This window comes from Actinomadura fulvescens, from assembly GCF_039533225.1.
Taxonomy (GTDB): domain Bacteria; phylum Actinomycetota; class Actinomycetes; order Streptosporangiales; family Streptosporangiaceae; genus Spirillospora; species Spirillospora fulvescens.
Map to the genome: position 1 here is coordinate 46334 of NZ_BAAATD010000008.1, position 22459 is coordinate 68792.

Sequence of the window (22459 nt, forward strand, 5' to 3'; positions counted from 1 at the left end):
CCCGATCGACGTTTGCCCTTGTCACCGTCGGCTTCCAGGAGACCCATGCCCGACAACATCGACCCCGATCTCATCGAGACCATCGCGGCATTAGTAGACAGCTCCAAGAACCAGCTCGACTATCTCAAGGCGCTCGACCCTCCTGTGGACACGAGGCTCGCCGAGAGCTTCATCAGTGACCTGCTGACCGAGCTGATGCTGTTCGCCCGGACGTGTGCTCTGGACTTCGAGCGGCTACTGGATCGTGTGCGTGACGAAGTATCGACTGTCCCGGTCGGCGGCGCTCGCTACACGGTCGGCTCGCCCGTGACCATGACGGGAGCTGTAGCCCGCCAGTCCGCGGCAGCGGGCCTGCCGACGCGTGGGGTGATCACCGGCGAATACGCCCCGAACGGCTTCTACGTGCGATGCCTCGGAGGTCCCCGCAGCTTCCAACTGGCCGAGAAGTATCTGACGCGAGGGCCGGCGTTCCAACCGCTCAGCATCCACCAGGCGGTCATCGAAGACCCGCTTACGGCTGAGAAGGCGCTCGTGGACACCACCGCCCAAATTCAAGCTGCCTGGATGCGAGGCGTCCGACCCAACGAGAAGGACCTTGGAGACCAGCGCGCGCTGACGAACGTGCTGGCGTCCTGGAACGGCATGGACGCCGAAAGGGTCACTCAGCTTGTCTCCTCGAAGGTGTCGGAGCAGGTCAACCGCCTCGTAGCAGCACCGGCCGATCACCCGGCGCAGCTCGCCGGAGAAGACGCCGTCCTCTCGCTAGATCAAGGCGTGCCACCTCCTGAACGGCAACAAACGGGTCGTGACTCTCCTCCGGGGCCAGCACTGGGCCCTTCCGGCAGTCCGCGCACCAAGGGCGCCACATGACACGGGCGCTGGGGCCTCGCGCTTCGGTCTGGCACACCAACGCCGCCGCCGGATGGATGGTGCTGATCGGATGCTGGGCGCCGATCGGATGCCTGTGGCTGGTGTGGGCAGCGGCGAAAATCGCCGCTCTGCTCACTGGGGGCAAAGTCATGGGCTTCGGCAGCGAGTTCGCGGTCGCGGTCGCACGTCACCAGACACATGCCCTGTGGCCGGGTACCCCGACTCCGCTCGTGCTGCTCGTCTTGCTCATGCTGACGAGTGCGGTGGCCGCGTTGATCTGGCGGGTCTGGCAGCGCGTCGCCGGTTTGTTTCCACAGCCTGGGGATCCGGTTGCCGCGCTCGCCGACAACCCCGCTCTGTCGACGCTCCAACACGGCTCCGCCGCCAGCAGAGCGGTGACGTTGCGTCGATCGCTCACCGGTACGGCGCCCGAGAGTGTGAGGTACGCAGATGTGGGCCTTGTGCTCGGTGACGTCCTAGAACGCGGCCGATCCAGCGGGCCGACCCTGTTCACCTCGTGGGAAGACACGGTGGTGGCGTTCATGGCTCCGCGCTCCGGGAAGACCACCACCCAGTCGATCCCGCACGTGCTTTCGGCGCCCGGGCCGGTCATCGCGACCAGCAACAAAGCCGACCTCTGGGCCGCCATCGCCACCGTCCGCGCCAAGAAGACCGGCGGCAAGGTCTGGCTGTTCGACCCTCAGCACATCACCTACCAGCTCCAAGACTGGTGGTGGGATCCGTTCAGCCGTCTGACCACCGTCGAGGACGCACACCGGCTCGCGGGGCACTTCGTCCTGACCGTCGATGACGGGCAGAAGAAGGACCTGTGGGGGCCAGCCGCCCAAGACCTGCTGTGTGCGCTGTTCCTGGCCGCCGCCACCTCCGGCCGCACCCTCCACCAGGTCGCACACTGGCTCGACGAACCCGCCGTCCCCACTCCCATCGAGCTGCTTGAGCAGGCCGGATTTCAGCTCATGGCCTCCTCGCTCAAGGGCACCCAGAACGGCGCGGTCGAGACCCGCGACGGGATCTACCAGACCGCCCGCACCGCCGCCAAGTGCCTGCGTGATGAGGAGATCCTCGCCTGGGTCACCCCGCGCACAGACCTGCCGGCCTTTGATCCGGACGCCTTCGCCGGATCATGCGACACCCTCTATCTGCTGTCGAAGTCCCTGTCGGCCGCCGCGCCACTGATCGCCGCGCTCACCGACACCACCATGCGCGCCGCCGAACGCCGCGCCGAACAAGCCGGCGGCCGCCTCGACCCACCCCTGGTCGTCGCCCTGGACGAGGCCGCCAACATCTGCCGCATCGCCGACCTGCCGCAGCTGTACTCCCACCTCGGCTCGCGCGGCATCGTCCCGGTCACCATCCTGCAGTCCTACGAACAAGGCGTCACCGTCTGGGGCGAGCCCGGCATGGCCGCACTCTGGGGCGCCGCCACCCGCAAAATCATCGGCGCCGGCATCGACTCACCCCGCCTCGTCCGCGACCTGGCCACCCTCGTCGGCCAACACGACGTCCCCGTCCGGTCCCTCACCTACGGAGACGGCCGCACCAGCGAACAGATCTCCCTCCGCCGCCAAGACATCCTCGAAGCCGCCGACATCCGCGCCTTGCCCACCGGTACGGCGCTCCTTCTCGCCACCGGTACCAAACCCGCCCTCATCCGCCTCAAACCCTGGTACCGCGGCCCATACGCCGACCAGATCAACGCCGCGACCCAGGCCGCCGAGACGGCCATCGCCAAAGCCGCCCGCCAGCACTTCCGTCGCCATGACCGCGATAACGCGGACGACCAAATGCCAGACGACTTCTGGAAGCAATACCCGTGACGTGATCCGCCTTCGACCAGCACCGCAGAACCCACCAGATCAGCACCAGCACTCAACCGGAGAGGAACCCCTGCCATGAACACCGCAACCCTGGAGGAACTGACCTATGTCGAACGCCACGCGCGACGGTCAACCATGCGACACCCAGAACCCAGCGTTCACCGACAACGACACCCACGCGAAGCCCATCGTCCGCGCCGACGACCCCGACGCAAGGCCTGCTGAGGTCACCGAGAAGCAGAACGAACCGCTCCCCAAGCCGCGCTACCCGACCGTCGAAGCATGGGTCACCGAGCACTTCGTCCCGATGTACCGCCGCACCCTCGGCGGCGAATACCGCTGGTGTGCACAGTGGTGGCTCCACGCTGAGGCGATCTCCCGGCTCGCCGCACTCTGGTACGCCTGGGAAGCCATGCGGCTCCAAGGCGCCACCGGCATCGGCCTCTGGTACCGCGACCACCTCGACCATCAACTCCCCGTCCTGCTCGGTGCACGCGGCCCGTTCTACCAATGCACCGAACACCAGCACCTCGAACCGCACCAAGCGATCCTCCAGCCCGTTCCCCCGGGCTGGTGGGGGAGCGAATCCCCTGCCGACGGTACGAGCGAAGTCGCCAGCGACCGCGAGGCGAGCCGGTGAGCGCCAGTGAGCAGCCACCACCCGATGGTGAGCCGATTCCAATGGGTGATGCCGTTCGGTATGCCCGGCGCTGGTCGGAAGCCGTTGGAGATCTGAACCATTCCACCGCCCCCTGGAACGCCTGGCCTGGCCTCGCGAACCCGCAGACGGTGGGCCAGGTGCTCAGCATCCTGAGCGCTGGGTCACTCGGACTCCAACGATCACTGAAGCAGCTCCGCAGCTACCTGGCACACGGCCTGCGAGAGCGTCAGATCGACTGCGACGACGGGCATCCCCAGCAAGCCGTCACGGCCGCCGCGATCGCGCTTTTCAAGGCGGAGGGCGCGGTGACCGACCTCGTTGCCGCGCTGGAACGCGCCCGGACCGCGACCAGCGGCCTCCGCCCTGCCGATCCGCAACGTCACGACCGTCCGTGACAACGATCGCAACACTCGCCGCCCCCCGGCAGGACCACTCGTCGCAGTTCTCGCATTTCCGAAGTTCCTCGCTCCCAGCCACCCCACCGGAGGACCTCATGCCCGACAGCAGCAGCACCGACTTCGCCACTTTCGGAGCCATGGCCCTGGATCTCTATCAGGAGATCTTCGAAGGCGCCCAAGGCCTCGACCATCGCACGAACGACGACCATGCCGGCTCACTCCTCGGCGATCTGCTCGCCGACCTGATGCACTACGCCGACGCCCGCGGCATCAGTTTCGACACCGCCTTGGAGATGGCCAGAAGCGACCACGCGGCCGAACGATCGCAACCGGGCCAGCACCTGATCGGCTCACCCGTCCAACTCATCGGGCTTGACGCTGCCGAACGTGAGTTCGCCGACCTGCCGATTCGCGGACAGGTCACCGGGATTCTCACGCCACCAGACGGGCCGACAACCTGCTACGTCCGGTTTCCGCTGGAGATGAATGGCCACGCGTTCACCGAAGACAAGCTGAGGCCGGCCCCGCCGTTCCCGCCGACCATCACCTCCGCAGGGGTGGTGGAGAGCCCACTCGCCGCTGAGGCGGCACTGGTGGAAACCATCGCCCGGATTGAGTCGGCCGACAATCCCGGGTCCGCTCCTCGCTTCGAAGACATCCGCGATCACCAGGCCCTCCTGGCCACCCTGTCCTCCTGGGTCGGCATGGACGAGCAGCGAACCTCGGAGCTCATCGAGCCCAAGGTCTTCGACCGGATCCGTCAACTTGAAACCGGCCCTGGCCTCGGCTCCAGTCCCGCCCTCGACGTCGGCCGCCACCAGACCGTGGACGAGCTGTCGACCAGGCGGTCTGCTCCAGCCCAGCTGGCCGCAGAGAACTTCCCTCTACACGACGAAGGAGCTCAGCCAGGCAGCAGTGCTGAAGTCGACCGGCATTCCTCCCCGCCGTTCACAACAAACCGGCCCACGACCCCGCCGGGTCCCGTGCGCTGATCCCCGTCACCGCCCTTCCGCCACGTGGTCAAGGAGGCCCGCCCCGGCATGCTCGTCGACTCCATCGATCTGGTTCTCGAAGACCTGTCCAACGCCACATCCCTGTGCGGTCGCCTCGACGCCGTCCGCACAGGACTGGCGCTCGTCGAGGTGGCGGTGCAGGAACTGGCGTTCCTCGATCCGCTCGATCCGCCGCCCGACTGGCCTGAGCTCCATCGCCTCTGCGATCGGACTCGAACGCGGCTGGCCCGCGCGCCATCGTTCCGGTTCCTGTCCGAGCCGTCCTGCGCGGCGAAGGCGGAGCTATCAGAACGAGATGTGCCAAGGCTGACCGAATCGCTCATCGAAGTGTCCAACGCCTTGGTCCTCACATTGCTGGAGGCCGCCAGTCAGGCACGCAACCCGACCGATGAGATCAGCTGCCGTAGTTCCGCGCTGTGCTGCGCCGATCTGCACATTGCGCTGTTGGCCTTGCGCAGCAAAGCCAACAGACCCAGCCAGATGCCCTGAGGCATCTCGAACAACGCACCCGGAAGGAGGTCCCCGATGCCCGACCACCCCGCGTTCATGCGACCGGAGCTTCTCGAACGACCGGCGGACATCAAGACCGCCACACTCACCCACCGGTCCCACGCCAGTCCGTCCGACGAGCGCCGAGGGCAGACTCAATGACCGACCACGACGCCATGAATCAGCGCATCGCCAACGCGACACGAGCGCTCGCCGCCTACGAGCGCGGAGCCTTCCCCGACGCCCCTTCCCTCCTGCCCGGCGATTCGCACTACGCCGAGGCGGTGCTCGGAGCGCTTCTGTGCGATCTGCAGCACTACGCAGACGCTCGCGGCCTCGACTTCGCCGAGGTGTCGGCCAACGGCCGTGCCGTCCACGATGACGAGCTCGCCGAGCAGGCCCGCTACCAGGTCGGTGACCAGGTACGGCTACGTCGCCCGAACGGCAGATCCGGCACCATCACCGGACTGCAAAGTGAGCCGGGGCAAGAACGGAGCTACTTCGTGGAGGTGCCCGGCGTCCCCTACCTGATGGTGGAACCCGCCGCGAGCCTGGAGCCGGCACCACCGTTCCCGCGCGTCAGGACAGCGCTCGGCGAAGTAACGCGAGCGGACGAGGCAGAGAAGGCCCTGATCAAACTCGCGGCTCGCAACCACGATGGCCTGGCCCCTGCAGCCCAGACCGCGCACCGGGCCGACTGCGCCCGTCTCCTGAACGCGCTGAGCGATTGGAGCGGGACTCCCCAACAGGAGCTGCTGCAGCATCTCGGCCCTGGAATCGCCCACCGCATCACCGGCTCCGGCTCCCGTGCACTTGAGAGAGCCGCCCACCCACAGGATGCCGATCACCCTGAGCAGGGGCCTACCGCGTCCGCCGCGCACCAAGGCAACCCTGCGCAGCTCGCCGCACTCGGCTTCCCACACAACATCGCAGATGGTGTCTCTCCTATCACCGCAGCTCTGGCTCCGAACGCCGAGCATGCGCCACCCACCCACACCCGCCCCGGCCCCAATCCGAGTCAGTCGATCTGACCACTTCACCAATCACGGAGGACGTCCAATGACTCGCGCGAAGAAGCTCAACCACCCCAACCTCACCGGCCTCCTCGACGTCGCCCATAGCAGCATCACCCGCACGGCTGCGGCACTGCGCGAGCTCACCGAACGCGACGGTGGTTCGTTGCGCTGGGGAGCCGCTCAGTGCGAAGCGCTGCTCGCGCGAGACGCGCTCGTCCGCGCGCCCTCGCTTGAGGCCGACACCACACCGCCTTCCGAACGGACACCCGCGACGGACACCGACGTCACGGCTGACTTCGAAGAGACGCTGGCCGAAGGGTTCCGCACTGCAGCCACCAACGCCGAACGGGCACTCATCAAGGCCGCCGAGATCACCTCGAATCCCGACGACAAGCCCGCCTGCCTGATAGCGGCTCTGCACTGCGCCAGGCTGCGCGATGCCCTGAGGTAGCTGGCCGATGACCACCTTCGGCGACATGCTCGCGGTCGCCGACGCAAGACGCGAGCGCATCGTGCACGCCTTCGGTCACCTGGACATGCCCGATATCGAGCAGCAAGCCCGACATCCGAGCACGTTAGTCGAGGTCGCCCGCCTGACCCGGGTCCTCGGCCGCTGCGCTGATCAAGTCGCCGCCGGATTCGGTGTCCCGCACGCCGAGGGGACTGACGTGAAGAACAGCGCCCGTCAGACCTCACGTCTGCTCTCCGAGGCACTTCAGCAGCTCGAAGCACCTGAGCAGGCCGACGTTGAAGGCTCAGACATGGCCTTGAATCTGAAGGTGGCAGCTCTCTCACTGGGGTGCGGCCTGGACCTGCTCTCCTCCCACCTGCCGCCCTCTCATCACGACAACGCCAGTTCGCACACCAACGCCACAACCAGCGAGAACGCCGGTGTCATCTCCGCCGCTGACACAGCTCGCTGGCTCCTCTTCACGACAGGGCAACACGCGTCGACAGCTGGCCGGGTGGTGATGCGGACCGGTGATCCCACTTCACGACGGGCCGGGATGTCACTCATCAAAGCCAGCCTTGTGGCGCACATGGCCGGGCAAAAGGAAGCCGCGCCGATCAACGCACTCACTCTCAACCGGCTCCCGGAGCGATCGCGTCCAGCCACCGGAGAGAGCCTCAACGAGACCGTACGCGGAATCGCCATCAGCGCCCAGCGACTGCGCACTACAGGCGCAGCCGAGGCGGTCACCACCTGGCGCTACCTGGCGCACTCCGCCGCCTTCGCTTATGAGGTCGGGACACTACTTACCGTCCGGCTCGCCCAGCGTCTCAAGGATTTCGATGACCTCCCTGCGGCGCTGGCCTTGCACCAGTCCCGGACGAGCCTTAGCGACCTGTCCCGCCGTTGGCGGACGATCGCCCGACAGTGGCGTTCGCTCAGTGACACTGGCGGCGTCCCAACCAGCACCCTCGCGGTGGACGCGAGCGACCTCGTGCTCCGGCTCGGCAGGCTCACCTACGACGATCCTGAGTGGGCCCCGAGCCGCCGTGCTACTCACAAGTTGATCCCGGCCGAACGGTCGATGCCCGGGCCGGTCGAAGCTGGCCTTGTCGGAACGGCGCTGCTACACGCCATAGACGCATGCGCGACGGCGGCGGGCCGTCACCACGGTGCCGTCAACGACATCGCTGCGCTCGGCACACTGCGGTCATCACGTAGTGCATCGGTCAACCGGTTACCCGCACCGGCCCGCGACTTGCTCGACCGCTACACGACCGTTCACCGCGAGGGCCTGGCGGCGGTCGCTCAGCTCGCCACGGCCTTGCAACGATCTACGGCCGTGCTGCCGGATGGCGCCCGCGAGGTCGCCCTGGTGCTCCACCGCGTCCGTGCCGCGGGGCAGCTCGTTCAGGAGGGCTCCGACGTTCCCGGACCAGCGGCACTAGCCCACGCCGACTTTCCCGCTCCAATCGCAACAGCGATCAGTGCCACGCAGCACGCACTCGAAGGCAGCGGCCAGCGCCCAGGGCTGCCATCCAACGAGAACTCTCCACGACAGGCCACCCGATGATCCATCCAGGAGGTGACGTGAAGAACGACCGAACCCTCAACCTCTCCGAACAACTGGAACGCGGTGTCAGGGAGCTCGCCAAGATCTTCATCAACATGCGGGAGCTGGAGCTCACGCATGTCTTCGACCCCAGCGACCGGGACATCACCGACCACTCCATGCTCGTCGACGACATGAGGGTCATCCTCCGCCAGCTCACAGACAGCCTGTCGGCGCATCCTCCTAGTGCCGCTCACCCTGCCGCACTAGCGTCCAGCGACTTCCCGCCGCCCGAGTCCGCCCACCCGGCTGCCTCGAACAACATCCCCGCGTCCGAAACGAACCCGCCCGATCACGCGCACCCTCGGCCCGATGGGATTCTCCCTCCAGGGCGCTGACCAACGATGCGACTCCACTGGCTGAACGGCGTGCGGTCGGCAATGCGTGCCGTTCAGTCAGTGCCTGGCTCGTCGTCCCGGTTAGAAGGGGTACGGTCCGCGCGGGCGGCGGCCAGGATCATCTCCTCGACCACCGATCGCGTCTGCGGTGATAGGTCGACCAAGGCACGCAGCACCTCGGTCCGGATGTCGCCTGCGCCGATCTCGCGCCGCAGCGCCTTGAGCGTCAACTCCTCTCCGATCGGCTCCGACTCGGAGGAGAAGCCGAAGTATCCGATCGGCACGCCGAAGAAGCTCGCAAGGGCAGTCAACGTCTTGAACTGCGGGTTGTCCTGGCGACCGGTGCGCAGCTTCCAGACCGTGGTCGAGGAGATGGCCTCGTCGCTGCCCGCTGCGATCGCGCCGGCGGTCTCGACGTTGTTCCGCGGAGCCGGCACGCCGGACGGCCACATGTTCTGGATCAGCCACTCGATCCTCTCGGCGAGCGAAGCCGATGGCGGCACTTCCTTCGCCGGACCCTGCTCATCCCCGGCCACCCTGCCCTCCATTGCTTAAAAACAATCATTCAGCAGAACGAAGCCTAACATTGACAGCATGTCACCGGATGATGCATCGTCTACTTGGAAACTTTAGTTGATGGACTCCGAATCCGTCGCCTAGGCACGGGGGAACGCGATGCCCGACATCAGCACATCGCCACAGAGGGACAGCAGAACAAACCGAGGGCGGACCAGCGCGACCGGCCGGACGCACACCACCCGCAAGACCGACCTGGAGGAGCGCCGCGCGCGACTGCTTCGCCTCCGCTACGAGCTCTCTCATCTCGGCGCCCAGGTGCGCGTGCAGAGACCGCGCAACGGCCACTGGAAGCTGAAGCTCCGGCACGCCAGGTGGACAGAGACCGTCCTGTGCGCGGGCGCCGACGAGACCTACGCCTACGTCACCGCCGAAGGCCGCCTGCTCGGACCCACCGACGACGTTCGCTACATCGCGCGGGTCCTGATCTGGATGGTCGAAGGGAGACATCGATGAACACAGCCGTGTCCGCCGATGACCTGCTCACGGAAGGCTCGTCCAGCGCCTCGCCCTCGCAGGGAAGTGACGCGCCACCCCCAGCACCTTCCGCCTTAACGCAGCCAGCCGCTCACCCTCCACGGTCACCGCTGGCCTGGTCGTCGCGGAACCCAGGCCAGCAAGCTCAGCTCAGCACGCCGATGCGGACTTACCCCATGGCGGCAAAAGCGGCCGCGATCGCCATCACCCCGCTGATTCTGCTGCTGGCCGCACTCGGAGGCGCCGGCTCGTTCACGACCGTGCGGGACATGGCACGCCCATGGTTCGGCGACCTCGCATGGATCGTGCCCATCGGGCTGGATGTGGGAATCCTCGCGTTGCTCGCCTGGGATCTCCTGGCCGAGTACGTCGGGCTGCCGTGGCCGATGTTGCGCTGGACGGCCTGGGCCTTCATCGCCGCCACCGTCACGGTCAACAGCGCCGCCGCGGGCGGCGACCTGATCGGGATCATCATGCACGCCGCGATGCCCGTGCTGTTCATCATCGTCGTCGAAGGCGTCCGACACCTGATCAGCCGATGGACCGGCCTGGCGGCCGGTACCCGCATCGAGCCGATCCCCAAGGCCCGCTGGCTACTCGCGCCGATCTCCACCGCTCTGTTGTGGCGACGCATGGTGCTCTGGCACATCACCAGCTACCGGCACGGCCTGACCGCCGAATACCGACACCTACTCGCCGTCGCCGAGCTCCAGGAGCAGCACGGCCGGTGGACTTGGCGCTGGCGAGCACCCCTCGGCGAACGCCTCTCGCTACGGCGCCTTCCCGCCGAGACCAACGGGCTCGCCGTCGACGACATCCTCGAACTCGACGAGCCCGAGCGAACCGACCAGTGTTCCGGCAACGACACAGCGCCTATTGCCCGACCCGCGTGGATTACCGACGACCTGCTGACCGCCGCGCGGGACATCCTCGCTGAAACAGGCCATCAGGGCGTACGTCTCAACAAAGTCGAGTTCGGCCGTCGACTACGGGAATCCGGCTTCACCATCGCCAACGACCGGCTTTCCGACCTGCGAGCAGCCGCAGACCTCGGGGATTGAGACCATGCACTCTCCTTCTCCTGCCGAACAGCAACGTGTAGGCGCGGTCCTGCGTGCGATCGCTGATCAGGAGCTCATCCGTCTGCACAACGGGACTGTGCCGTGGTCACAGTGGTTGAACGCCGCCGCGCACCACGGACGGTTCGGCCTGCTCAACACCCTGCTGATCCCGGCCCAGCGGCCCAACGCCACGCAGGTCCGTACCTACGACGAATGGAAGCGAGTGGGACGCCAAGTCGCAGGAGGTGAGACGGGAATCCGGATCCTGTCGCGGCGCGGAGCCCCCTACTCGGTGTTCGACCTCGCGCAGACCACAGGCACGGACCCTGACAAAGACCCCGTGGCAGATCCGGCGTACGCATGGGGACGGCTGCGTAGCCTGGCCGCCGACCTGGGCATCCAGATCGACCGCGGCGAACGGTGGACCTACACCGGACGTCCCGGTCGGCTCATACGCCTACCGGCCGACCTCGACGACACCGCCGCGGCTCAGCTACTCGCCCACCAACTCACACACATCCTCCGTCGCGGAGACCGCCCCGATGCCGATGCATCGGCTCCGGCAGCCGCCTGCCATGGCACTCGCCGAGTCATCGCAGACTCCACCGCCCATCTCGTCCTGGCCTATCTCGGCCTGTCACCTACGCCCCCGCCCCTGCCAGCGGTGATGAGCTGGGCCGGAGCCGACGCGCGCGCTCGCCCCATCAGCACGGTCACAGCCACCGCCGAGCACATCTTGGAGACGACCGCACGGATCCGCCGACGCCTCTCCCAGGTCCCACTCCCACCAGTGCACGCCAATCAGCACTCCGCGACAACAACGCCGGTCAACGCCGCCTCCGATGCGGTCGCCATCCAGCCGCACCGCGACGGCATCACTCCCGTCGAGGATGCCGCCTCCGCCGGACCACTCGCCGACCTGCTGAGCGTCATGACCGACGCGCACCGGATCTTCGTGGAAGCGCTGCCCGCCAGTTGGGTCCCGAGCTTCCTCTCCGGCCGAGGCTTCGACGCCGCTGCCGTACGTCACTGGCAAATCGGGTACGCGACCAAAGACGCCCACTGGCTGACCGAGCAGTTGCGCGCCCTCGGCCACAGCGACGACCACATTCTGACTGTCGGCCTCGCACGTCGCGGCAAGGACGGAAACCTCCACGATCTGTTCCGCGACCGCCTCATACTCGCGATTCGCGACGCCGAAGGAGCCGTCCGCGGCTTCATCGGCCGGCGCACCGACCAAGCCACCGGGCCCAAATACCTCAACACACCGGCGACCCCGCTCTTCCACAAAAGCGAGCTGCTCTTCGGACTGCACGAGATGCGCGAAGCCCTAGCCCAAGGTGCGCGCCCCACCTTGACCGAAGGACCCCTCGACGCCATCGCGATCAACATCGCCCGGCCCGCCGCCCACGCGGCCATCGCTCTGTGCGGTACCGCCATCACAACCGCACACCTGGACCTGCTCGCCGCCCACGCCAATCTCGACAAGACCGGCGTCGTCCTCGCCTTCGACGGCGACCACGCCGGGCAAGCCGCTGCAGTCCGTGCTCAACCGGTCCTCACCCAGGTCAAAGGACCCGTGACGGCCGTGCTCTTCCCCAAGGACCAAGACCCCGCCGACATCCTGAGACACCAAGGACGCACGGGCATACGCCAAGCGTTACAAGCCGACATCGACCTCAGCGAGCTGATTATCGACCTCGCCCTGCAAGGGAACGAGACGAAACTCCAGTTCCCCGAGGGCCGGGTAGCAGCAGCACGCGCAGCCGCAAAGGTGATCGCCACAGCGTCCTCCCTCCACGCCGCTCGACACGTCGCCATGCTCTCCAGCCGGCTCGACATGCCGGTCGAACTCATCAACCAGATCCTCATCGAGACCATCACCGCCGGGATTCCCGGCCATGACGCCCCAGGCTCTCAGGCTCCCCGTCTCGCCGACGAGGACTTTCCCGATCCCAGTCCCACCGCGCCCACCGCCGGCGCGGGAACCAGCCCCCGCCCCAGTTCGGACAAGCGCCACCACCGACCGTCCCAGGGACCGCGCAGGAGGACACCGTGACCGACCAGCACCCCGACCCCATCGCCGAAGGACTCGCCCAAGGCGGCCAGCGCATCGTCCAGCTCGCCGCCCTGGGCACCGCATTCCAGCAATGGGACTCCCAACGCAGGCAACATCAAAAGGCCGTACGCCTAGCCCAAGACAAATCGGCCAAGGCGCAGGCCGAACAAGAACGGCAAGCCGCGTACAACCAGGCCCGCGCCGTCTGGGCCCCAGCACACGACCGCCAATGGCTCCGCCAGGCCGACCTGTCCAACGTGGCCACGGCCTGGTGCGCTGCAGTCCCGTACGCCAGGGATGGTGACGCCGCCGCCGCCTCAGCCGTACGCAAGTGCGAAAAGCGACTCCGTGACCTGCACCCACACGCGATGAGTCACTACGACCGCCAGCGCGCCAACGGCCTCAATCCCCTGGAAGCCATGCGACACGCGGTGCCCTTCTTCGACCGCGACCCCAACGTCCGCGAAGGAGACCCAGTCCAAACCCGCCAGCTATGCCCCGGCGACGGAACACGATGGGCCGCCAACCCACAGGGCCCCAGCCGCGAGGAATGGGAAACCGCCCGCCAAGAACACAGAGCCCACCGCATCCTCGATGAATTCCAAACCAAGCTGACCCGCCAAGGCCGCACCCACATCCCAGCATCCGAGCTGCACACGCTCCTGGACGTCACGACCAACCTGCCAAACCACATCATCGACAAGGTCGTCCAAGCCCGCACCATCACGCCATCCGCAACAGCCGACATGTCCCGCACCGCAGCCGAAGTCTCCGCGGACAACTTCCCAAACCCCATCACCGAAGCCATGGCACAGACGCAGTCGCCCGGCCCCTCATCAACCGCCAAGCCTGCCGCCCCGAGCACCCACCACCGACCGCGCCACGCCCCCTAAGAGAGGCGATCATGAGTCAGTCCGACATGTGCTTCTGGCTGCTCCTCCTCGCAGCCCTGATCGTCCTATTCACCGGACCAACAGTGATCGCGCTGTTCCGCGGCGTGGACGACATCGGCTTCATCATCCTGCTCAACGCAATCGCGTTCGTCACCTTGATCGCATTGCCGGTGGCCTACTTGGCCGCGATCCGCGCGGTGCCGCAATCTCGCGGGCCGTATCCCCCAACGACGCACCACCAGTGATCAAAACGGCGTACTGACAAAGCCGCAGCATGATGTGCCGTTCAACACGATCGGAGGAGCGAGTACCAATATCGAGGCTTTCGAGCATGCGGGGCCGACTCCGTGGACTGCCGGGGAGCGCGGCAATGCGCGGGATGATTCCCGCGAGCGCCTGGCGACGAAAGCTCAACGACTGCCTTCCGCCCCGCCCGGTGACTATCCCCGGTGAGCACGCGTCGACGATCGGCTAGTACGGGATCACCGGGATAGGAGGAACCATTCCCGGATATGTGGAGCCGACGGGATCATCGTCACCATGCACGGCCGAGGCACGGGACCATCCCCGCGCGTGCGGTGCCGACTCGGGTCCCTCCTACGACGCCAGCTACTCGGCGGGATCGTTCCCGCGCGTGCGGGGCCGACGCGGCGGCGATGAGCCGGGCGATCTCCGGACGCGGACCATCCTCGCGCGTGCGGGGCCGACCCGAGACGTCGACGTCCCCGAAGGCCTCATCGACGGACCATCCCCACGCGTGCGGGGGCCGACTCGAGCTCGCCGACGCGATCAGGCGGTACCGGAGGACCATCCCCGCGCGTGCGGGGCCGACGGCGTCGTCCGGTTCGCCGTCGGTCTCGCCCGCGGACCATCCCCGCGCGTGCGGGGCCGACACTTGTTGACCTGAGGGTCCGCGCGGCGGAGGGCGGGTTCTTATTTAGTTCGACATCAAGACCAGTTCGCTTTGTCGGGACCCTCTTTGTTCATCACGAACCGATGCTACGAGGCGTCCCTGACAGCGTCAGTGCTAACTTCACTCGAGGGGCAATTGTCGAACGCCTACCAACGAGCTCTACGCCGCTACACCGAATGAAAATAGTCCATCCGCGAGGTAACGCCGCAGGTCGCGAAGTGTCGGCCCCGCACGCGCGGGGATGGTCCCTGGTCAAGACCCCGGGCCAGAGGCCCGAAGGGGTCGGCCCCGCACGCGCGGGGATGGTCCCCTGGACGGGCCGTACACCCGGGAATCGGCCACGTCGGCCCCGCACGCGCGGGGATGGTCCCTTCACCACGAACGACTTGCATTGCTCGGTGGTGTCGGCCCCGCACGCGCGGGGATGGTCCGGTCAGCCACATCGAAGGCGGACGCAACAAGCCGTCGGCCCCGCACGCGCGGGGATGGTCCCCGAGTGTGAGAGTCGGCGTCGCGCGAGAGGATGTCGGCCCCGCACGCGCGGGATGGTCCCTACGCCGAGGCCTACGGGAGCGGCGTGCGCGGGTCGGCCCCGCATCGCGCGGGGATGGTCCCGACTCACCGGGCAGGATCGGCGCCCACGACCCGTCGGCCCCGCAGGTGCGGCGATGATCCGGCCGCCACGGCCGATGAGATGCGTCGGCAGGTGTCTGCCCCGCACGGGGATGGCGGCTTGTTCGTGACGCCTTGAGAGGTGCGCCGGTCGGTCCTGCACGGGCAGAACGGTCTCTCGGTCACGTCGCTGTCCAGGGGCTGGTGCCTCTGTCGAAGTGATGGCACTATAGAGCGCAAAGGGAGTTAAAGCTTGTCATCGATATTCGGCCGAGGTCGGTGTGTCGACCGGAAGGGGACTTCCGGATGACGGAGCGCGCACCACACCTCGCGGGGTTCGCGCACGAACAGCGGTGCAGCGGGATGAGAGATGACGAAGCACGGCTGACTGTGCCCGCAACGAAGGTCCGTAGCGCCCAGTTCGTCTCGCGGAGCGGGGCTAGCAACGCGACCTTGCTCTGGGCATGACGAGAGGCACGACGGCCTGCTGGCGCGGAGCAAGAAATGGAAAAGGTGCCCTTTCGGTGTGGGACCGAGCGCGGTCCCACAGGTGAAGGATCGAGCGCGATCCGACAGAGGAGGCCAAGCTTGGGCGCAGGTGGGTGCAGACCGGGTGCATCGAGGAACCGCCGCTCGCATGTGAGTCCGCGGCGTTCTCGTGTGGTGAAGCTGCGGTTGTCGGAGGAGGAGTATGCGGTCTTGTCGGCGGCGGCTGAGCGTGAACGTCTCGCTAACGGTGCGTTCGCCGCTCAGGCCGCGTTGGCGGCGGCGCGTGGAACTGCCCGGCCGGAGTACGCGCTGTTGCGCGAGTCGCTGATCGCCGTGATGCATTCGGCCGGTCAGGCCCGTCGCATCGGCATCAACTTCAATCAGGCGGTCGCAGCCCTGCACTCGGGTGAACTCTCCGACCAGCTTCGTTGGTACGCGGAGGTGTCTGCGCGCACCGTCGGCAAGCTCGATGACCTCGCCGAGGAGATCCGGGCCAGGCTTCCGTGACCAGCCGCCGCCGTGCACCGGCTCGTCGGGCCTTTCCTGCTGATGGTGTTGAGCGATGATCGGGAAGGTGCTGCGTGGGCGACGCGTGCAGGGCCTGATCAGGTACCTGTACGGGCCGGGGCGCAACGAGGAGCACCGCAATCCGCGGATCGTGGCGGGATTTCGCAGCCCGGTCGAGTTAGAGCCCGGCGTCCGCAGCGATGGCGCTCTCGACTTCCGGCAGTTGGAGGGCCTGATGACTCAGCCGCTTGCGGCGTTGGGGGAGCGCAATTACCGCAAGCCCGTTTGGCACGTGCCGGTTCGCGCCGCGCCCGAGGACCCTGTCCTGACCGATCAGCAGTGGGCCCAGATTGCGGCCGGCATCATGGCGGGCACTGGGCTCGCGCCTGTCGGCGACGATGATGCGGTGCGTTGGATCGCTGTGCGGCACGCCGACGACCACATTCACATCGTCGCCACGCTGGCCCGTTCCGACGGCGTACGGCCCGAGGTGTGGAATGACGGCTACCGCGTGCGTGACGCCTGCCGTGCCGCGGAGATTCGATATGGCCTGCGCCGGACCGCGCCGGCGGACCGGACCGCCGCCCGGCGAGCCAGCCGCGGCGAGACCGAGAAGGCGGCCCGCCGCGGACGCAGCGAGCCGCCCCGCGTCATCCTGCGCCGCCACGTCCAGTCCGCCGCGGCCGGAGCGCGGACCGAAGGTGAGTTCCTCGCTTGTCTGCAGGCCGAAGGGTTGCTCATCCGCCGCAGATTCAGCCAGCGACATCCAGACCAGCTGACCGGGTACGCCGTCGCCCTCCCTGATGACCACACGGCGGACGGTCAGCCCGTCTGGTACGGCGGCGGGAAACTCGCCATTGACCTCACCTTGCCAAGACTGCGGCACCGCTGGTCCGGGAACAGTCCGGACTCTGGTCCGCGCGGTCCGCAGTCCGCGGACTACCAGCCGGTATCCGGACGGCACCTGTCCGGTCGATCCGCGCAAGCGGTGTTGCGGACCATCGTCGGCCAGGCGGCGGACCAGGCACGGACCGCCGAGGAGTTCTTCCAACGACTCCACCAAAGCGGGCTGCTGATCCGACAGCGCATCAGCAGCATCAACCCGGGCCAGATCACCGGGTATGCAGTCGGATTGCCCGAGCACTCCGGCAGCGACGGAGATCCCATCTGGTACACCGGCGGACGTCTCGCCGACGATCTCACCTGGCCGCGCATCCAACGGAGATGGCGCGAACATCCACGCATTCCGAGCCCCCGCCTCGCCGGTACGACCTTCAGTCACGAAGAACGCCAGGCGATCTATAACGATGCCGCCCGCGCTGCCGCACACGCCACCGCTCAGATCCGCCGCTGCACAGTCATCGACCCTCACGCGGCACGAGATGCCTGCTGGGCAGCCGCCGACATCCTGCACGCCGCCGCCCGAGCCACCGGCAACCAACATCTGCGACGAGCCGCCGACGCCTACGATCGCGCCGCCCGAATGCCCTATGGCCGTGTTCCACCGGCGACGCCGGCAGGAAATGGCCTGCGGACTGCCGCACGCCTTATCGCCCTCGTCGGCCAACTCCAATCCGGCACCACCGGCGTGGTCACCAATCTCATCAACTCGCTCGTCGCCCTCACCGACGCCATCGGCCTACTCCACGGCAGACAACGCCGCGACGCTCAGGCAGCAGCCAGCGCGTCGACCAGCGAGCACCTCCGAAACCTCCGCCATGATCCAACGGCGAGTTGGATCACCGGATCCGTCCCTTCGGCGAACCCGTCCGACCTCGCCCGCAGCGACTTCCCCGTCCCACCAAGCCCGCTCCGCTGGCCCGGCACCCCCGGTACACCGCGAACATCCCGATCGCAGCGGAGACCGCAATCCCCGAAGGTCTAAGGAAATCTCAGAACGTTAGGTGGCCCTGGGAGCTCGCTGGTGGGAGAATATAGAGCGCAAACAAAGTCAAACAACTCCATGTGCTGCCGAGAGCGAGTGGATCCATGAGGCTCCGAGCGGAGCGTCCCACGTCGATGAGAGGCAGGTGACGTGTCCGAGATCGATAAGCGGATCGCTGTGCTGGTGTCCTGGAGCAGGACGCGTGACAGGAGGAAGAGGACGTCGCCGGCGAGGGATGCGTTCCTCGCCCGGTTCGAGCGAGAGGTCGACCCCGACGGCGTTCTGGCGCCGGAGGAGCGGCGAGAGCGTGCCGAGCTGGCCAAGCGGGCCTACATGCTGAAGCTGGCGAAGCGGTCGGCGCAGGCTCGCAAGCGGAAGTGAGCTGACATGTCGAAGCCCCGGGCTGGTGCCCGGGGCTTCGGCTTGGTGGGTCAGTCCTCCATGATGCGGTCGTAGGTGCGGCGGGCTCTGGTGCTTGCGGCGCTCTTGCCGTAGCGGCGCAGCATGAGAGGTGAGGACCAGCCGTTGAGTTCCATCAGGTCTCCCTCGGCGCCGCCCTTGTCGAGCCAGGTGTGGGAGAAGTGGTGCCGGAACTTGTGCGGGTGGACGGTCACGCCGCACTCTTCGCCGCGGCGGACGACCATCTGGTAGATGCCGTTGGCGGTCATCGGTGGGCGGTTGTTCATGCCCAGCCAGAGGTGTCGGTTGGAGGCGTAGGTGTGCTTGCTGCGGACTCGGGTGTAGCGGTCGATGGATCGGGCGGCGTTGTGCCCGAAGCGGACGATGCGTTGCTTGTTGCCCTTGCCGGTGACCAGGACTTCGCGGCGCAGCAGGTCCAGGTCGCTGCGGTCGGGATCCTCGGGGTCGTACTTGATGCCGGCCAGCTCGGAGAGGCGCAGGCCCGTCTCTTTGAACAGGGTGAGGATGGCGTGGTCGCGGCGCTGGACGAAGGTCTTGCCTTCGCAGGTCTTGAGGAGCTTGTTGAGCTCCTCTGCGGTGAAGACGGGGACGACCTTCTCGCTGACCGAGGGCGGGCGGAGCTTGGCCATCGGGTCGGGCAGCTCTTCGTCGGTGGACCACCACTTGAAGAACTGCTGGAGCGCCCGGTACTGGTTGTTGGCGTAGCTGTCGGAGTAGGTGAGCAGCCAGACCATCCAGGCGCGGACGTCGTCGGCGGTGACGTCTTCCCAGTCGTCGTGGTCGGTCTTGCGGAGGTGCTCCGCGGCGAACCACTGCGCTGCTTCGGCGTAGGTGCGGACGGTCTTGGGGGACTTGCCTTCAGCGTTGAGATGGAGCGTGAAGGAGTTGATCGCAGCCTGGAAGAACCCTGCCTTGAGGTTCTTCGGCCGCCGGGTGGAAGTACCCATCGCCAGAAAGTTTTCCTCTGTTCCAGCGGTGTACACCGGGGCTATGAACCCGTTATCGACATAACCGCTGGTCAGAGATCCAGGTGGGCAGGGGCGGGGTCGAACCGCCGACCTTCCGCTTTTCAGGAGTAGCAACCACCCTGCGGCCACCCCTTCGACCGAGGTCAGACGGTGCCCGACGTGCGCCCGTGGTGTCGGTCGGTTGCCCTTGTTGCCGTCAACGTTGCCGTCATTCTCGCGTGCGCTGGGTGGGACCTCAGCCTCTGCTAGCTGGCACCCTTTCCAAAAACACGCCGCTTCTGCTCCTGCTGGATGGCAGGGGGCCGCTTCCCGTACGCCGAGCGGTCGATGGGCGGCAACTGCTCGACGGCCGGCGGCAGGCCCTGAGCTTCGTGCTCGGCGGCCCAGCCACGAACCCACCGCAAGACGGCGCCCCTGCGGAGTCGGAACTCCGTGCTCATCTGTGACAGAACGTCTTCACAGAAGTCTTCCCGCAACCGCTCAGATGGCTTCTGGCCGAGTGCATCGGCCAGGATCTCGTGAGCTGCCGCGCTGGTACCGCCACCGTTGTAACCCCATCCGAAGCGGTTGCCGCCTACTTCCGCTGACTCCTCCAGCGTGCGCAGCACGTAAACGCCCGTGCGTTCCGTGGGCCCGAACTCAGCCAACTCCACATCAATAAGCGAGCCGCCATCCTCGCTGCGGAAGCCGTGATAGACGCGATCTTCGTCGTATGTCCAACTGACCATGAACGGTCCTCCAAGCGAGCGCAACTGCGATGGCAAGGGTACGTCAAGTGACTGGATGATCACAGAGCAACCAGCATCACGGTCCCGCCCACAAAGGGGTATAGCTCCGAACCGGAGCAGCACACTGCGTCGACACCGTCTGATCCGTAGCAAGATCAGAGGCATCCAGGTCCATCCACATTCATCCTCTGACCAGCGGCGCAGCCTCCCGCACGTCCACGCCTGTCCAAGGTCATTCAGGACCGTTGTTAGCACTCGCGTTAGCAGGCACGCCGTACCGGAGGGTGCGCCCGCGCGAACGGCGAGACGGTGTGACAGACAGTTTCGCGCGGGCGTACCCTCCGGCCCGCGGGGGGCTGGGGGCTGCGAAGCCCCCGCTTCGGGCACGCCCAGTGGGTAGCCGAGCCGAGCATCCTCCGCCGTGATCAGTAGGAGACCCCGAGGGCACACTTTCCAGACCGGCCCGCTTACCGCCAGTGGGATGGACGTGCATAGGACTGGCTGCCAGCAGTGACCTGCTCAGGAAGCTGCGACTGACGGACCTTCGCCATACCGATCGGAATGGTCGCATCACAGAGCCCCTGGAGGGCAAATGATCTCCGCTTTGGCGGCAGCGCTGCAACTACCCTGACGGAGGGACGAAGGCGCTTGATCGCCCGCACCGCAGGACACATGTCGCTGTCGGCCGAAACGATCAGGGCCGTGTCGTACAACCCGTTAACACCGTCTTCCACGAGAGAGACAGCCAGTGAGACGTCAGTCTCCTTCTCCTCGTACTCTGACCAGGACGACCGACATGCTCGACACTGCTTGGTCTTCTCCTGGAAACGCCCCAGCCTGATCTCAACCTTGCTGCTGTGGGCCGACAGAGCGTTGAGATAGAGCTGCTGGCGCTGCTCAGCCGGGGGGTCGTTGCGCACACTAGCCGTGAAGTACCTTATGGCAACGAGTTGCTGCTGAGACGAGAGGAGGCTCTTGACCAGGGCCTCCAGATCGAGCCAGAGGTGGCGACGCCCCTTCGCGCGTATACCAAAGTAAAGGTTGAAGCCATCAATATAGGCAACAACACGTTCTGTGGCGCTCACCGGTCTCAGCCTTCTTGCTAGACGGCCCTGAGGACCGTATGATGTGGCCATACCCCGCCAGGGGTTCACGCCCCTGGCCCGACGACCCTCGGCTTCGCCGAGGGTCGTTTCTTTTGGCGCTGCCGCCATAAGCTGGCCACAGCCCCCCGTCACTAGGGCTACTCGCTCACCAAGAAGCTACTCCCGCAAAGCCAAGTTACGCAACCGTAGCTCGACATATAGCTCCGGACCTGGAGCTATATGGATGCTAAGCTCGAACTATGGCAGCTACCGAATCTCCTTCGGGAGGAGTCAAGCGCAGCAGGAGCCCAAGCTACCCGGGGATTTCGCTGGATGTAGCCATCCAGCGAGCGAAGAAGCTCTACGACATCGAGAAGCGTCATGCTGCGCCTGTAGCGACGATCGCGGCGCACTGGGGCTACAAGTTCGGCACCTCCTCGTCCAACACCAGCATCGCGGCCCTCAAGAAGTTTGGCCTGCTAGCTGACGAGGGGGCGCGCGACAGACGTATGGCTCGGCTTACCGATTTGGCTCTGGAGATCCTGCTAAACCCGCAGCCAACTGGGTCGATCCGTATGGCTGCGCTCCTGCCACGTATCCATAAGGAGCTGTACGACAAGTATGGGGCTTCGCTGCCCTCCGACGCTTCGTTGAAGCATGAGCTGATCATGACGAGGAACTTCACCGAGTCGGGGGCCGATGACTTCATAAGTCAGTACAAAAAGACTCTCGCCTTCGCTGGATTGGATGAGGAACCAACGGCCCCTGCTGAGAGCGTGGCTCCGCTGCGACACGACGAAGCGGCTGTACAGGAACGATCTCCCAGCCCGACGCCCTCCGCATCCACGGTGACCCCGACTGCCGTTGACGGCACCACCATCCCAATTCCGCTGGTAGGCGGGATGTCCGTGGCAATCACCGCCCAGTTCCCGATCAGCGAGGCTGCTTGGCAGCAATTTATCCGTGTGCTCGATGCTATGAAGCCGGGCCTAGTCGTGGAGTCGGAAGACTCTTAGAGCTAGAGGGCCACGAGCGGACGGTCGGCCCGGCGCGGCGGGACCGGACGGAACAGGCCGCACGCCCGGCGCGCCGGGGCGGGC

Annotated in this window: 23 protein-coding genes and 1 CRISPR repeat array; of the genes, 19 read left to right on the top strand and 4 right to left on the bottom strand. The window is 66.5% G+C overall.

The genetic code is table 11. The annotated features are described in order from the left end of the window. The first annotated feature begins 45 nt into the window (after positions 1 to 45). The 10 genes from ABD333_RS27820 to ABD333_RS27865 all read left to right on the top strand — a co-directional run bounded on the left by ABD333_RS27820 (position 46) and on the right by ABD333_RS27865 (position 8686). The gene (locus tag ABD333_RS27820; protein ID WP_344545460.1) at positions 46 to 870 is read left to right on the top strand and encodes a hypothetical protein; all 825 of its coding nucleotides are present in this window, start codon (positions 46 to 48) and stop codon (positions 868 to 870) included. Continuing rightward, a complete protein-coding gene (locus ABD333_RS27825; RefSeq protein WP_344545461.1) occupies positions 867 to 2708 on the top strand; it encodes a type IV secretory system conjugative DNA transfer family protein in 1842 nt (613 codons plus the stop codon). The genes ABD333_RS27820 and ABD333_RS27825 overlap by 4 nt, the downstream gene beginning before the upstream one ends. A 106-nt stretch (positions 2709 to 2814) precedes the next feature. Continuing rightward, the gene (locus tag ABD333_RS27830) at positions 2815 to 3348 is read left to right on the top strand and encodes a DUF4913 domain-containing protein (protein WP_344545462.1); all 534 of its coding nucleotides are present in this window, start codon (positions 2815 to 2817) and stop codon (positions 3346 to 3348) included. Next, entirely contained in the window at positions 3345 to 3764 is a 420-nt protein-coding gene (locus tag ABD333_RS27835) for a hypothetical protein (RefSeq protein ID WP_344545463.1), read from the top strand. The genes ABD333_RS27830 and ABD333_RS27835 overlap by 4 nt, the downstream gene beginning before the upstream one ends. 98 nt (positions 3765 to 3862) lie before the next feature. Then, entirely contained in the window at positions 3863 to 4759 is an 897-nt protein-coding gene (locus tag ABD333_RS27840) for a hypothetical protein (RefSeq protein ID WP_344545464.1), read from the top strand. A 48-nt stretch (positions 4760 to 4807) separates the two neighbouring features. Next, complete coding sequence (locus ABD333_RS27845; protein WP_344545465.1) at positions 4808 to 5269, top strand: hypothetical protein; 462 nt, start codon at positions 4808 to 4810, stop codon at positions 5267 to 5269. Between the two features lie 158 nt (positions 5270 to 5427). Then, positions 5428 to 6300, top strand: a complete 873-nt coding sequence (locus tag ABD333_RS27850) for a hypothetical protein (protein WP_344545466.1) — start codon at positions 5428 to 5430, stop codon at positions 6298 to 6300. A 28-nt stretch (positions 6301 to 6328) separates the two neighbouring features. Beyond that, a complete protein-coding gene (locus ABD333_RS27855; RefSeq protein ID WP_344545467.1) occupies positions 6329 to 6736 on the top strand; it encodes a hypothetical protein in 408 nt (135 codons plus the stop codon). A 7-nt stretch (positions 6737 to 6743) separates the two neighbouring features. Beyond that, positions 6744 to 8309, top strand: coding sequence for a hypothetical protein (locus ABD333_RS27860; protein ID WP_344545468.1), 1566 nt, complete (start codon positions 6744 to 6746; stop codon positions 8307 to 8309). Between the two features lie 17 nt (positions 8310 to 8326). Further along, on the top strand, positions 8327 to 8686 hold the full coding sequence (locus tag ABD333_RS27865; RefSeq protein ID WP_344545469.1) for a hypothetical protein: 360 nt from the start codon (positions 8327 to 8329) through the stop codon (positions 8684 to 8686). Positions 8687 to 8739: 53 nt separating this feature from the next. On the opposite strand, the gene ABD333_RS27870 is transcribed toward ABD333_RS27865, so the two are convergent. Further along, on the bottom strand, positions 8740 to 9222 hold the full coding sequence (locus tag ABD333_RS27870) for a hypothetical protein (protein WP_344545470.1): 483 nt from the start codon (positions 9220 to 9222) through the stop codon (positions 8740 to 8742). Positions 9223 to 9361: 139 nt separating this feature from the next. Here ABD333_RS27870 and ABD333_RS27875 point away from each other — a divergent pair, with 139 nt between their 5' ends. From ABD333_RS27875 to ABD333_RS27910, 8 genes are all read left to right on the top strand, one after another. Further along, complete coding sequence (locus ABD333_RS27875) at positions 9362 to 9718, top strand: hypothetical protein (protein WP_344545471.1); 357 nt, start codon at positions 9362 to 9364, stop codon at positions 9716 to 9718. Further along, positions 9715 to 10800, top strand: coding sequence for a DUF2637 domain-containing protein (locus ABD333_RS27880; RefSeq protein WP_344545472.1), 1086 nt, complete (start codon positions 9715 to 9717; stop codon positions 10798 to 10800). Before ABD333_RS27875 ends, ABD333_RS27880 begins: the two co-directional genes overlap by 4 nt. Positions 10801 to 10804: 4 nt before the next feature. After that, the gene (locus ABD333_RS27885) at positions 10805 to 12859 is read left to right on the top strand and encodes a toprim domain-containing protein (RefSeq protein WP_344545473.1); all 2055 of its coding nucleotides are present in this window, start codon (positions 10805 to 10807) and stop codon (positions 12857 to 12859) included. Continuing rightward, positions 12856 to 13752 carry a hypothetical protein gene (locus ABD333_RS27890; RefSeq protein ID WP_344545474.1) on the top strand — a complete coding sequence of 299 codons (897 nt, stop codon included), beginning with the start codon at positions 12856 to 12858 and terminating at the stop codon, positions 13750 to 13752. The genes ABD333_RS27885 and ABD333_RS27890 overlap by 4 nt, the downstream gene beginning before the upstream one ends. Positions 13753 to 13763: 11 nt before the next feature. After that, positions 13764 to 13997 carry a hypothetical protein gene (locus ABD333_RS27895; protein WP_344545475.1) on the top strand — a complete coding sequence of 78 codons (234 nt, stop codon included), beginning with the start codon at positions 13764 to 13766 and terminating at the stop codon, positions 13995 to 13997. Between the two features lie 888 nt (positions 13998 to 14885). Beyond that, positions 14886 to 15218: direct repeats of the CRISPR family, unit length 28 nt; unit sequence GTCGGCCCCGCACGCGCGGGGATGGTCC. A gap of 719 nt (positions 15219 to 15937) precedes the next feature. After that, positions 15938 to 16273, top strand: coding sequence for a hypothetical protein (locus tag ABD333_RS27900; protein ID WP_344545476.1), 336 nt, complete (start codon positions 15938 to 15940; stop codon positions 16271 to 16273). A 55-nt stretch (positions 16274 to 16328) separates the two neighbouring features. Continuing rightward, positions 16329 to 18158, top strand: a complete 1830-nt coding sequence (locus ABD333_RS27905) for a relaxase/mobilization nuclease domain-containing protein (RefSeq protein WP_344545477.1) — start codon at positions 16329 to 16331, stop codon at positions 18156 to 18158. A 150-nt stretch (positions 18159 to 18308) separates the two neighbouring features. Further along, positions 18309 to 18539 carry a hypothetical protein gene (locus ABD333_RS27910; protein WP_344545478.1) on the top strand — a complete coding sequence of 77 codons (231 nt, stop codon included), beginning with the start codon at positions 18309 to 18311 and terminating at the stop codon, positions 18537 to 18539. Between the two features lie 50 nt (positions 18540 to 18589). On the opposite strand, the gene ABD333_RS27915 is transcribed toward ABD333_RS27910, so the two are convergent. The 3 genes from ABD333_RS27915 to ABD333_RS27925 form a co-directional block, all read right to left on the bottom strand. Next, the gene (locus tag ABD333_RS27915; RefSeq protein WP_344545479.1) at positions 18590 to 19525 is read right to left on the bottom strand and encodes a tyrosine-type recombinase/integrase; all 936 of its coding nucleotides are present in this window, start codon (positions 19523 to 19525) and stop codon (positions 18590 to 18592) included. A 266-nt stretch (positions 19526 to 19791) separates the two neighbouring features. Continuing rightward, on the bottom strand, positions 19792 to 20274 hold the full coding sequence (locus tag ABD333_RS27920; protein WP_344545480.1) for a DUF6166 domain-containing protein: 483 nt from the start codon (positions 20272 to 20274) through the stop codon (positions 19792 to 19794). 467 nt (positions 20275 to 20741) lie between these two features. Next, a complete protein-coding gene (locus ABD333_RS27925) occupies positions 20742 to 21359 on the bottom strand; it encodes an NYN domain-containing protein (RefSeq protein WP_344545481.1) in 618 nt (205 codons plus the stop codon). 260 nt (positions 21360 to 21619) lie between these two features. On the opposite strand from ABD333_RS27925, the gene ABD333_RS27930 reads away from it, so the two are divergent. Beyond that, positions 21620 to 22375 (top strand): hypothetical protein, encoded by a 756-nt coding sequence (locus ABD333_RS27930; protein WP_344545482.1) that lies wholly within the window; start codon positions 21620 to 21622, stop codon positions 22373 to 22375. Positions 22376 to 22459: the final 84 nt, after the last annotated feature.

What these genes read in the sequence shown, in the direction of transcription:
- ABD333_RS27855 (WP_344545467.1), top strand. Translation starts at nt 6,329, where the DNA reads ATGACTCGCGCGAAGAAGCTCAACCACCCCAACCTCACCGGCCTCCTC.
- ABD333_RS27830 (WP_344545462.1), top strand. Translation starts at nt 2,815, where the DNA reads ATGTCGAACGCCACGCGCGACGGTCAACCATGCGACACCCAGAACCCA.
- ABD333_RS27875 (WP_344545471.1), top strand. Translation starts at nt 9,362, where the DNA reads ATGCCCGACATCAGCACATCGCCACAGAGGGACAGCAGAACAAACCGA.
- ABD333_RS27930 (WP_344545482.1), top strand. Translation starts at nt 21,620, where the DNA reads ATGGCAGCTACCGAATCTCCTTCGGGAGGAGTCAAGCGCAGCAGGAGC.
- ABD333_RS27880 (WP_344545472.1), top strand. Translation starts at nt 9,715, where the DNA reads ATGAACACAGCCGTGTCCGCCGATGACCTGCTCACGGAAGGCTCGTCC.
- ABD333_RS27845 (WP_344545465.1), top strand. Translation starts at nt 4,808, where the DNA reads ATGCTCGTCGACTCCATCGATCTGGTTCTCGAAGACCTGTCCAACGCC.
- ABD333_RS27885 (WP_344545473.1), top strand. Translation starts at nt 10,805, where the DNA reads ATGCACTCTCCTTCTCCTGCCGAACAGCAACGTGTAGGCGCGGTCCTG.
- ABD333_RS27895 (WP_344545475.1), top strand. Translation starts at nt 13,764, where the DNA reads ATGAGTCAGTCCGACATGTGCTTCTGGCTGCTCCTCCTCGCAGCCCTG.
- ABD333_RS27840 (WP_344545464.1), top strand. Translation starts at nt 3,863, where the DNA reads ATGCCCGACAGCAGCAGCACCGACTTCGCCACTTTCGGAGCCATGGCC.
- ABD333_RS27820 (WP_344545460.1), top strand. Translation starts at nt 46, where the DNA reads ATGCCCGACAACATCGACCCCGATCTCATCGAGACCATCGCGGCATTA.
- ABD333_RS27825 (WP_344545461.1), top strand. Translation starts at nt 867, where the DNA reads ATGACACGGGCGCTGGGGCCTCGCGCTTCGGTCTGGCACACCAACGCC.
- ABD333_RS27850 (WP_344545466.1), top strand. Translation starts at nt 5,428, where the DNA reads ATGACCGACCACGACGCCATGAATCAGCGCATCGCCAACGCGACACGA.
- ABD333_RS27905 (WP_344545477.1), top strand. Translation starts at nt 16,329, where the DNA reads ATGATCGGGAAGGTGCTGCGTGGGCGACGCGTGCAGGGCCTGATCAGG.
- ABD333_RS27915 (WP_344545479.1), bottom strand. Translation starts at nt 19,525, where the DNA reads ATGGGTACTTCCACCCGGCGGCCGAAGAACCTCAAGGCAGGGTTCTTC.
- ABD333_RS27860 (WP_344545468.1), top strand. Translation starts at nt 6,744, where the DNA reads ATGACCACCTTCGGCGACATGCTCGCGGTCGCCGACGCAAGACGCGAG.
- ABD333_RS27920 (WP_344545480.1), bottom strand. Translation starts at nt 20,274, where the DNA reads ATGGTCAGTTGGACATACGACGAAGATCGCGTCTATCACGGCTTCCGC.